Below are 4,636 nucleotides of genomic sequence, written 5' to 3'. Positions count from 1 at the left end.
CATCTACTGTTAAGAATAACAAAAATTACTAGTTAAAGTTCATCTTGATAGATTTCTCAACATTTTGTAAAGAGGGAGTGGGGAGTGGGGAGTGGGGAATCGGGACGAGAGTAGCGAGAACAAAGATTTTTATTGCTTGTTGGTCTAGTAGCTCATGGGGAGTTTAACATAGAAAATATTGCCATCGATTCCCTACTATGAACCTAATCAAACGGATTACCCTTCTCTATCAGGAAGGATCTTCAGATAAAGTTTACGAAGTCGATTTGTGCCAAATGATACAAGACCTCTACGTGGTAAACTTCCGCTATGGGAGGCGAGGCAAATCATTAAAAGAAGGAGTCAAGACAACTCAAGCTGTACCACTCGCCCAAGCCCAAAAAGTTTTCGACCAACTCGTTGCCTCAAAAGTCCAGAAAGGTTATCGTGAGGTTACTGCTGGAAATAGCGATCGCGAAACACCGCTGCAAGCAGCGCCTACTATTACTCCTCAGACAGGTAATCTTACCAAAAATCCCCATCATCAAGCCATTCTCAACCGTCTTGCAGGTGAAGGCAACCAAAAATGGCCTTTGGAAAGGGCAATTTGGCGAGCCGGAGAACTTAAAATAAAAGAAGCTACACCCTTTCTGATTAAATTAATTGGGACAGATACACCCTTAAGAGATTACTGTATTATTTGGGCTTTGGGTTGGTGTGGCGATGAAAATACTATTTCATGTTTAAAATTATTCGATAATCCCTCAAATCCCGACTTTGTGCGGCGGATTACATGGGAAGCTGAGTTTAAATTGTCAAATGAACCAACTAGGGCAGAAATGGGTTCCCAGAAGATATTAGAGTTACCCAACGAATTGCGTAATTTAGCGATAAATGGCACAGCGGAAATATTTGCGACAGGATTACAAACCTATTTACAAGGTGAAGATTTTCGGATTTTTGCTGTTCTCGATACTATTTATCAAATCGATAACGATAAAGTCCGTCCAGCCTTACTAAATATTTTACGCACCGCACCACTGGAACCTAACTACTTTAAGTATATTCGCCATATTTTCAAAGCCGCAGAATATCGTCACGACGGGGAAGTATTTGCCATTATTGCTTACCGTTTTGAGTTAGAAAAAGCCATATTTTACGATAACCAATGGGGAGTATATCATCCCAAGCTTGGGTATTTAAGAAACCATGTTCAATATAATAATAAAACTCGACGATATGAAATGTCGCAACAATCCCAAGTTAAAGAAGAAATAGAACGCCCCAATGCCAGACTTGCCTATAGTAAGAAAACTCGTGAATATCTGAAGCAGCGGGTATGGCGTACTCTCAAACAATTAGGGGAAGATGGCAATATTGAATATGTAGATATGGCAGTAGAAATCCTCCTACACTATACCGATAGTAATGGCACACCAGTCAAACAATCTAGCTTTAATCGATATGACAGAGTGGATGGGCAATATCGGCCGCGCACTTGGCAAATTACTTGGGATAGTTTTGCCCACTATAAGACATTTAATCATATCCTTTATGAAAATAGTCCCCGCTATATCTTCAAACCAAATACCCAAGCATGGCGCTGTCGGGAAAGTTACAAACCAGGAGATCCCGAACCCAATGTCAGGGAAGAAGCATTTCCCCAACTTTGGCAGGAAAAACCAGAGGCACTGCTAAGATTACTATTAGAAAGTAATTGTAGTCCAGTCCATCAATTTGCTGTGAAAGTACTGCGGGTTTGTCCTAATTTTTTAGGACAAATTGAGCTAAATATAGCGATTGAATTAGTAAATAAGCCTTATGAAGTAACAGCAGAATTAGGATTTGAACTAGTTTGCGATCGCTATAACCCCGATCAACCTAACATAGAATTACTCCTCGCCTTAGCCACCTGCCTGTTTCCACCCGCACGTACCCAAGCATATCAATGGATGGAAGCCCAAAGACAGGTAATTATCGAAGATATTAACGCGATGCCTGCGGCGGGCTTCGCCATCGCAATTTTAGTTACTAGTATACATAGCGATACTCGTACCTTTGCCCGGAGACTCTTAAGTGCTGCTATCCTAAACGACAATACCGCCAAATTAATCGTGGGGCGAATTATCGCAGCCATCTTAGCATTTACACCTGAACAAGCTGAAATGGCACGAGATATTAGTGAAACTCTCCTCATCTGTTTCGCACCACAACTGCGAACCTTAGCGATAGAAGTAGTACTAGATTTACTCCTATATCCCATGGTAGAAATTCAGGAATTAGGAGGAAGAATATTACTCAATCACCAAACTCCTGCCGCTGAATTACCACTAGTATTAATTGAATCACTAATTGGATCACCTCATGAGTCACTGCGAGTTATTGGTATCCGAATTTTCAGTCAATTACCAGATCGAAAATTACTAGATGAATACGAGTTATTGCTGGGAATAGCAACTCATCAACTAGCAGATATGCGGCAGAGTATTCGTCCCGCAATTCAGCGATTGGGAATGGCACATCCAGAGTTTGCCACTCAATTCGCCGCAGAATTGATTAACATGTTGATGAAAAAAGAAAAACAGGAAGGGATTCACAAAGATATCGTCCATTTGCTACGAAATGAATTACCATCCTGGATGTCTAATATTCCTCAAGAAACAGCAATGGGGCTGCTGAATGCTAAATATCCAGCCGCTCAAGAATTGGGCGGAGCAGTGCTAAGGGAAAATAGTCTGCGCTTTTGGGATAATTTCACTACCGCCGATATTATCAAACTAGCTAATAATGAAATATTCTCAATTCGGGAAGCAGCTTTAGCAATGTTTAGCCACAGCTTAAACCGCATCCGCAGCCATGATTCAGAAATGTTAGCAGCCGTCAGACTATTGGAATCGAAATGGGATGACTCACGAGAATTTGCCCACAGAATTTTTACTACTGAATTTACCGATGAAAATTGGACACCAGCCGTAATGGTGAGTATTTGCGACAGCATTCGAGATGATGTACGGCAGTTTGGGCGGGATTTGGTAACACGCTATTTTCAAGAGAGTTACGGGCAAGATTACTTACTGAAATTCAGCGAACATCCTTCAGCAGATATGCAGCTATTTGCTACTAATTACCTGGAAAGTTATGCTGGTAATAATTCGGAAAGATTGCGAGAATTGATGCCATATTTTGTGACAGTATTGTGTCAGGTGAATCGGGGGCGAGTGGCGAAGAAGCGAGTCTTTAGCTTTTTGGCAGAAGAGGCGCAAAAAAGTGAGGAAGCAGCGCGGGTTGTGGGGGAGATTTTGACGCGGCAATCTGTGACTATGGCGATTGGGGATAAGGCGACAGCCCTGGAGATGATGTTGCGGATTTCTCAACGGTATCCTGGGATTGAGTTACCGATTTTGGTGAAAGAGGTTGTGGAGGTGAGGCGGTAGTTTTTTTTTAACACAGAGGTGCGCAGAGGTGACACGGAGGTACACAGAGGTTTTTTGTTTCGAGGTATTGGAGGAGAAGAGAGGGAAATATTAATTGTATTGAAACCCTTCTTCTCGATGAACCGCTAAAATAAGAGCTGGTCTAAGTTTTGTGGAAGTTAGATCGCTAAACGGAAAACGAACTAACCAGATTTCAGATGATTTAGGCTTGCTCATTATAAATATCTTCCTCTGGATCGTGCCACTCATCAAATCCCGTCTCAGCTAATTGCATCATTTTCACTGTTTCAACTCTCTCCTCAATCGCCGCCATCAATACAGCAATTTCCTCCACAGATAGCTGGCAAATTATATCCAGGTACGCTTTGCTGGGTAACAGGGCTTCTAATGCTTCAAACCGCTTTAAATCTGCATAGGTAATCAAGGCGGCTACAGGATTACCTTGTTGTGAGATAGCGATTCTTTCCCCATTGTCTTTAACACGGGTGATAAGTTCAGAAAAGTTGGCTTTATCTGGAATTATGTCTAATTTTGTCATATTCTCCTCCTGCAACTGTCATCATCAAGTACTGCCATGGTTAGTTCCCTGATATATAAGCTGCAAATGTCCTACCGAGATAGAATTACCACATACTCCAATACTATTTATCGATTGTACAATAAAGATAAGCAGAAAATCTATATTTATGCCAACCCAGCCATGACAGCCCTCACCACCAAACGCTTTACCATAGAAGAATATCACCGCCTAGGAGAACTAGGATTCTTCACTCCAGAAAAGAGAGTCGAACTAATTCGGGGAGAAATCATTGAAATGCCCACCAAAAAGACACCACACTCCTTTTGCAATACTAATTTAGTACGGGAGTTAATTATCCTCCTGGGAAAACGTGCCATCGTGCGCGGACAAGAACCCATTATCCTACCTCCTGACAGCGAACCTCAGCCAGACGTAGCAATTGTCCGAAATCGAGATGACAATTATTTATCATCCCACCCAATGTCCGATGACATATTCCTAATCATAGAAATATCAGATTCCACATTAAAATTCGACCGCAAAACAAAACTATCCCTCTACGCCCAAGCTAATATTCTCCACTACTGGATATTCAACCTAATCGATAACCATCTAGAAATATACAGCCAACCCTACCAAGATACACAAAAAAAATCCAACTATAGACTAAAACAAATCGCCCTCCCCAACGAAACAATTCCCC

3 protein-coding genes and 1 pseudogene are annotated in these 4,636 nt (G+C 41.7%); 2 read left to right on the top strand and 2 right to left on the bottom strand.

Features of this window, described 5'->3' with window-relative positions; translation table 11 throughout:
- The first annotated feature begins 197 nt into the window (after positions 1 to 197).
- Complete coding sequence (locus NJ959_RS25900) at positions 198 to 3,413, top strand: WGR domain-containing protein (RefSeq protein ID WP_254014641.1); 3,216 nt, start codon at positions 198 to 200, stop codon at positions 3,411 to 3,413.
- Positions 3,414 to 3,521: 108 nt separating this feature from the next.
- Here NJ959_RS25900 and NJ959_RS30845 read toward each other — a convergent pair.
- Positions 3,522 to 3,629: pseudogene (locus NJ959_RS30845) on the bottom strand (type II toxin-antitoxin system PemK/MazF family toxin); the annotation flags it as partial.
- Positions 3,616 to 3,951: a type II toxin-antitoxin system Phd/YefM family antitoxin gene (locus tag NJ959_RS25895; protein WP_254014640.1), complete on the bottom strand. Its 336-nt coding sequence runs from the start codon at positions 3,949 to 3,951 to the stop codon at positions 3,616 to 3,618. The pseudogene NJ959_RS30845 and the gene NJ959_RS25895, both read right to left, overlap by 14 nt.
- A 162-nt stretch (positions 3,952 to 4,113) precedes the next feature.
- Between NJ959_RS25895 and NJ959_RS25890 the strand changes: the two genes are divergently transcribed.
- On the top strand, positions 4,114 to 4,636 hold a 523-nt coding region (locus NJ959_RS25890), incomplete at its 3' end, for a Uma2 family endonuclease (RefSeq protein WP_254014642.1).

This window comes from Limnofasciculus baicalensis BBK-W-15 (genome assembly GCF_024178385.1).
GTDB classification, from domain to species: Bacteria; Cyanobacteriota; Cyanobacteriia; order Cyanobacteriales; family Coleofasciculaceae; genus Limnofasciculus; species Limnofasciculus baicalensis.
The sequence above is the reverse complement of the archived record's forward strand: the minus strand, read 5'-3'. Positions and strand labels throughout refer to the sequence as shown.